General features: G+C 36.8%; 6 protein-coding genes. 1 reads left to right on the forward strand and 5 read right to left on the reverse strand.

The features are described 5' to 3' along the window. Positions 1–89: 89 nt before the first annotated feature. From FBF73_RS08095 to FBF73_RS10265, 5 genes are all read right to left on the reverse strand, one after another. Positions 90–1,601, reverse strand: a complete 1,512-nt coding sequence (locus FBF73_RS08095; protein ID WP_136937485.1) for a glycosyltransferase — start codon at positions 1,599–1,601, stop codon at positions 90–92. Next, the gene (locus FBF73_RS08100; RefSeq protein ID WP_136937486.1) at positions 1,588–2,865 is read right to left on the reverse strand and encodes a hypothetical protein; all 1,278 of its coding nucleotides are present in this window, start codon (positions 2,863–2,865) and stop codon (positions 1,588–1,590) included. Before FBF73_RS08100 ends, FBF73_RS08095 begins: the two co-directional genes overlap by 14 nt. Then, positions 2,856–3,086, reverse strand: a complete 231-nt coding sequence (locus FBF73_RS08105) for a glycosyltransferase family 2 protein (protein ID WP_136937487.1) — start codon at positions 3,084–3,086, stop codon at positions 2,856–2,858. Before FBF73_RS08105 ends, FBF73_RS08100 begins: the two co-directional genes overlap by 10 nt. Beyond that, positions 3,068–4,303, reverse strand: a complete 1,236-nt coding sequence (locus FBF73_RS08110) for a glycosyltransferase family 8 protein (protein WP_136937488.1) — start codon at positions 4,301–4,303, stop codon at positions 3,068–3,070. The genes FBF73_RS08105 and FBF73_RS08110 overlap by 19 nt, the downstream gene beginning before the upstream one ends. A 920-nt stretch (positions 4,304–5,223) precedes the next feature. Then, positions 5,224–5,337: an LPXTG cell wall anchor domain-containing protein gene (locus FBF73_RS10265; RefSeq protein WP_263284281.1), complete on the reverse strand. Its 114-nt coding sequence runs from the start codon at positions 5,335–5,337 to the stop codon at positions 5,224–5,226. A 37-nt stretch (positions 5,338–5,374) separates the two neighbouring features. On the opposite strand from FBF73_RS10265, the gene FBF73_RS10270 reads away from it, so the two are divergent. Further along, the coding region (locus tag FBF73_RS10270; protein ID WP_419991807.1) for a hypothetical protein at positions 5,375–6,762 on the forward strand (1,388 nt) is incomplete at its 3' end.

Genomic DNA, 6,762 nt, shown 5'->3' on the forward strand with positions numbered 1-6,762 from the left:
ATCTATCCCTCATTATTGATAGATTGCTTTCGTTTCAAGACTCATATTCCTCTCTCTTTTATAAATTTATCATTAGAATATTGAACTCTCTAAGATATAGCTATTCTTGAAGTCTGATCTCCAAGAAAACCATTCCAGAGCTCCAAGATTCGTTCCTCTAGGTAATCACGCGCCAACTGATAAGAATTTCTATGAAAATCCTCCATATCTTTAGAAGACAGTTCAACTAATCTCTGAGCCATGTCCTCTACCAACTCCTGATCACTTCTACCTTCAAAAGGAACTAAATAACCATTTTCCCCATTTAGTATAAAGGTAGGATTACCATATCTTACATCAAATCCAACAATAGCCAATCCTGCTCCAACCGCTTCCATCAGGGTCAAACCAAAAGTCTCAGTTATAGAAGCTGTTAGATAAATACTATGTTTTATGTACTCGTCATCTAGTCTCGCATATCCTTTTAGATGGATATAATCCTCTGCCGAATATTCACAAATCAGTTCTTTTAACCCATTATATTCCATACCTTGACCAAAGATAGAAAAATCAATATTTGCACCCTTCTGATGCGCTAAAACAACTGCTCTAATAGCTAAATCGACTCGCTTTGAGTAAATCAATCTTGACGCAGTCATAATTTTTTGTGGTTGCCTAACTTTGTCTGGATATTGTAAAGACTTCAAACTCCCTACTGGAATAGTATAAATTTTGGGAGCTTGCTGTCCTTCTTTTTGAAAAGACTCCTTCAAAATTTCTGCCTGTAACTTAGTAGATGTAATCATAAAGTCAAAACGATTAGCATACTTTACAGGGTAGTAATATTCATAGCTAAAGGGATGCTCACCAAAAGTATGTTCCGAATGGAACACTAGTCCTAGTTTTGCACCTGATGATTGCTCCAATAGTGGACGAGCAAAATCAATATTCGAAGCTCTATCCATCAGAACAATATCTCTTTCTTTTAGGTTGAGCTTATTTATAAAAAAAGTTATCAGCTCTTCATGTGTTATTAGTCTATTATCTTTTAATAGATAAAGACGTTTCTCTTTCTGAGAAATTTCCTCTAATGCTACACTTCCGTCTTGGTTATGATAAACACGTTTCCCTAGTTCAGCTGAAATGTGATTATTTTGATAGTTCAATACAAAATAATCAGTTACTAGTTTTCTTGTAGAGTACATTTCCCTTCTTAGTAAATATCCTTCTGAAAAATAATCCACATACTGAACCTTATCTAAATAATATTTACTGTACCGAAAAACGATGACTTCTCCATTATCTAGTTTATAAGATTGACTTTCATCAGAACTATCAATTTGTTGTGACTTCTCCAATCCCAAAAGCATTTCCATCTCACTCGAAGAAAGAATGGGTTCTGTTACTAACTGATCCGTAAACAAAAGTTGAGCAAAAAGAAGTTCATTGTATCGATAACCTTTGGATAAAAAATAATCTAATTGTTCACTATTTGGCCAATGGGTAAATACAAAATATGTCTCTACACCTAACTTACGAAACATTTTAAGGCGATGTGCTTGTGCAACATCTACTCCATTTGGTTCAAACCCTAGCAATAGATTAAAATTATAAACCGTCATTTTTTCTCTCCCAACTATCAAATAAATTACGATAGTCTGCCAAACTAGATATCCCTAATGTTTGAGCTTGTTTTCTAGATAGTTGATGATATTTATCATGATTTTCTAAAACTTGGCGTACATTTTGAATGAGAGACTCTATTGAATCGTGGCAAGTTTCTAATTGTTTATATTCTTCATGATGAGTTAGATTATCCAATGTAAAAAGTAATACGCCTTGTTCTACCGCACACAAAGAAGAGGCAAAAATTTCAATATCATACTGAATATCAAAATAAAAACTACTTCTATCGAGAATTTCTTGAAACAGTTGATAGGTCATACCTTCGTATATATGTAAGTTTGAGTAGATGGATAAATTAGTAATTCGATTCCCCATCTCAGTAACTGCTCCCACATGAAAGTCGATCTCCGGAAACTGTATCAACAGTTGTTCTAAACCTTCTATCCATTCAGAATTCGTAACAATAATAGCTTGTGGTCTAAGTGGAACTGGTTTATCTAGGGCAAATCCATATAAATGAGTGTAAGGAGAAACATCTGAAACTTTAGGAGACATTACTAAAACCTGATTAACACGGTCTGCAATCTTATCAGCCTCTGTTATATCATCTGCTAAATAATAGTAATGATCTTTCTTGCTTAAGGGAAAAAGAGAGAGAACCTCTTCTCCCAAAATTAAAATATCTTCTCTCTCCACTATCTTTTCTAATACTTTAAGAAGAAAGAAATGACGATTCGGATAGATAGCCGGATTCTTCTGCGAATCAAAATAAGCTATTTTATCTTGTTGTAACCATTCGACCAGAACTTCTCTCCCTTTTGAGTCATAGATAGTTCTCAGTACACTCTTTTCTTCTTCATCTAAAAGCTCACGACAAACTTTCCAACCATAAGCGCTGTAATAATCTATCCAAATACATTTTTCATCGTCATCATACCAGTAAATTCTCGCAACAGTACGTTCCGATTGTGGTTGACGAAACTGGATCACAGCTTTCTTTTTGCCGTGATCATAAACATATCCTTCTAAACCATCTGTCGTTATCTCCCAGTAAGGGGGCAGAGGTAAATTGTTAACAAAGAGAGGTTGACCCTTTTCTTTCATTAGGAAGTATGTCAGTGCTGTCAACTCCCCTTGTTCAAGATTATCTAGATTGTCAAAACAATCAATGTAGAATACAGTTAATGATTTCTCTAGCTTTTGAAAAATTTCCTTAATTTTTGGAACTTTATCATCTGTTTTTTTTGCGATTACAAACATCTTTTACTTTTCCCATTCTCTTGATAAATGTATCTAAATCTTGCATCTTGAGATGCAATATCTTTACAGATACTTTCTGAATCATCCGTTGAACCATCATTAATTAAAATAATCTCTAAATTTTGATAAGACTGATATCTTATACTATCCAAGGCTAGTTCTAGATAAGGTGCTACATTATAGACTGGTACGATAACACTGATTAATGGCTCTGTTTGCATTCCTTCTCCTTATTGTCTAGGGTATCCAAATAGTTTTTAATATGCTGAATCATCCCTTGAACATCCTGATTTTCAAAAACATAATGAGAGATTTCTTGTGCATGATTTGTTGCTTGGAAAGAATAGAAAGGAATTCCCTTATCTACTACTTTTTGGATAATGTTATAAATTTCGCCCTCATAGTTAATATCTAGATAAAAATCTAACTGATTAAACACTTTTTCATGCGTCAAAGGATCAAAGCAGGGAAAAAGGGTTACATTTTTATACTTTTCCAACATTAAAATTTCTGGTGCAAAATAGCAGTGGGCCAAAATATTAAAATTCACTTGTGGAAGAGCTTTAATCAGATTCTCCGCTTCATGCAGATTTACGGTATTCGTGTAAATAGCTGTTTGATAAGGTGGTTTTGAAACAAGAGCGCTCCATCCTTCTTTTGCAGGATATTTTCTAAGAAGAACATCCTCCCATGACAATCCATAATAAAACCACCATTCTTCTCTGAATCGATTAAAATGATGTTGATGCCACGGCTTCAAACCTGTAGTATAGTGAATGACTGCTGGTTTTCCTTTAAAAAGATCATACCAAGCCATATCCCCTAGTGTAAATTGCTGACTATCTGACCCCACTTGAAGATTATAGGTTAGAGGAAGACGATACCAATTATCCTGAAAAGCGAGATTCAAGATTCCTTGATCCCCATAGACCTCATGATGATGTTGAGCAGTCAAATCAAATAACTGTTTCACAACATCTTCCTCTCTCCATTTTTTATTATCTATCAATAATAACCCAGCGTTAAACTTATCCGAAGTTGTCGGTAAGTCCTCAACTGCAGCAACAGGATAACCTTGCATATCCAGTTCAAATAGATCTGATAAATCCTGTGTCACAATCATATCACTATCCAAGTACAAGGCCCTATCTTCTACGACATGATTCGGAATTAAATAACGAAAATAAGTAGCATAGTTTAAATGCGCTGTTGGAAGTTTATAATCCTGAAACATAGCTGAAGAACATCTAACATTTACAATCTCTGAATCTATTTTTTCAAGATGATTGTCTACTAGCTGAAACCAATCCGTTGGAATATCTTCATTTAGGATATAAAACTTAATCTGCTTCATATGGCTACATATAGATTTAATTGTTGTTTCTAAATAACTCACATAAGCTTGATTTGCTGCAAGAACGATTGTCTTCTGAATCATTTACCCACCTAATAAATTTTATTTACACTAAAAAATTACAAAAAACATTAAACTGTATTGACTATATTTATCTATTCTATATATCTGATTCAAAAAGATTTGGAAGCAACCTCTATATAATCCTCTACTATAGATAAGTACAACAAGACTCATTAAATCTTCTGACTACTCTCAATTCTCATAGAGATTATACATGTTTATAATCTTCATATATAGAAAATGCTAGTTTCATCTTTAAAAATCCTACAATACATTATATCATTTTTATACCTTTTTACAAAATGATACTCAACGAAATCCAAAAAGTACTTTAGTTCATTCTCGTCTAACCATTAATATCAGTTTTATCCGAGATAAAGTTTAGATAGCTTTCTGAAACTTATACATAACCTATTCATGTATCCTAGAGTTCTATTCTATAAACCTCGTTTTCTAATCTCAGTCTATGCTTATTCAAATATGGGTATCTCAGATATATAAAGAGTATAAACAAATCTAATAGAATAGATAATCTTTAAGTCCTTGGCCTCATGTCAAACAACATTATTCATAACTAATCAAATGGACTCATTCAAATATGCTTAAGATAATTGCTTCAAAAATACATTTACTCATTATTTATTATAGGCACCAGCTACTAAGAAAAAACCTCTAAATACGGATGCCCACTACACCATTAGAATATATAAACTCTCAAATACAGCCACTTGCTATTGGAGTGCAAATCTCTTTCGATGCTCACAACTTCATAATAGTCATACTCAAAAATCGTTATGCCCCCCAGTATCGAATACTTACAAAAGAGTTCTGCTTCATATCTACTCATATCTGCCATACCAAAAAATCCCCTGGATAATTTTTTATCCAAGGGATTCTTCATAAATCGAAATAATAATACTTTATTTGTATTTTAAGTACGATTATTCTTCATCATCACGTTTACGACGTTTAGCAACCAGACCTAGACCAGTCACAGCTGCCAAAACTCCAAGGAGTACAGATGATTTAGAAACTTCTGTACCGGTATTTGGCAATTGCTGTCTTGACTTATCTGCTGACTCAGATGCCGACGTGCTAGCTGATGTGCTAGCCGATGTACTTGCACTTGTTGAAGCCGACGTACTTGCTGATGTACTTGCTGACGTACTTGTGCTTGTTGAAGCTGACGTGCTAGCTGATGTGCTTGCGCTTGTTGAAGCTGACGTGCTAGCCGATGTACTTGCACTTGTTGAAGCTGACGTACTTGCTGATGTGCTTGCTGACGTGCTTGCGCTCGTTGAAGCTGACGTACTTGCTGACGTGCTTGCTGATGTACTTGCACTTGTTGAAGCTGACGTACTTGCTGATGTGCTTGCGCTTGTTGAAGCTGATGTACTTGCTGACGTGCTTGCGCTTGTTGAAGCCGACGTACTTGCTGACGTGCTAGCCGATGTACTTGCTGATGTGCTTGCACTTGTTGAAGCTGACGTGCTAGCCGATGTGCTTGCGCTCGTTGAAGCTGACGTACTTGCTGATGTGCTTGCGCTTGTTGAAGCTGACGTACTTGCTGATGTGCTTGCACTTGTTGAAGCTGATGTACTTGCTGACGTACTTGCTGATGTGCTTGCACTTGTTGAAGCCGATGTACTTGCTGATGTGCTTGCACTTGTTGAAGCTGACGTGCTAGCCGATGTGCTTGCGCTCGTTGAAGCTGACGTACTTGCTGATGTGCTTGCACTTGTTGATGCTGACGTGCTAGCCGATGTACTTGCTGATGTACTTGCACTTGTTGAAGCTGATGTGCTTGCTGACGTGCTTGCACTTGTTGAAGCTGATGTGCTTGCTGACGTGCTTGCGCTTGTTGAAGCTGATGTACTTGCTGACGTGCTTGCTGATGTACTTGCACTTGTTGAAGCTGACGTACTTGCTGACGTACTTGCACTTGTTGATGCTGATGTACTTGCTGATGTGCTTGCACTTGTTGAAGCCGATGTACTTGCTGATGTGCTTGCTGATGTGCTTGCTGATGTACTTGCACTTGTTGAAGCTGACGTACTTGCTGATGTGCTTGCGCTTGTTGATGCTGATGTACTTGCTGACGTGCTTGCGCTTGTTGAAGCCGACGTACTTGCTGACGTGCTAGCCGATGTACTTGCTGACGTGCTTGCTGATGTGCTTGCGCTTGTTGAAGCTGATGTACTTGCTGACGTACTTGCTGATGTGCTTGCACTTGTTGAAGCTGACGTACTTGCTGATGTGCTTGCACTTGTTGAAGCTGACGTACTTGCTGATGTGCTTGCACTTGTTGAAGCTGATGTACTTGCTGATGTACTTGCTGATGTGCTTGCACTTGTTGAAGCTGACGTACTAGCCGATGTGCTTGCGCTCGTTGAAGCTGACGTACTTGCTGATGTGCTTGCGCTTGTTGATGCTGACGTGCTAGCAGATGTACTTGCTGATGTGCTTGCTGATGTACTTGC

The organism is Streptococcus mitis, assembly GCF_005144795.1.
GTDB classification, from domain to species: domain Bacteria; phylum Bacillota; class Bacilli; order Lactobacillales; family Streptococcaceae; genus Streptococcus; species Streptococcus mitis_BB.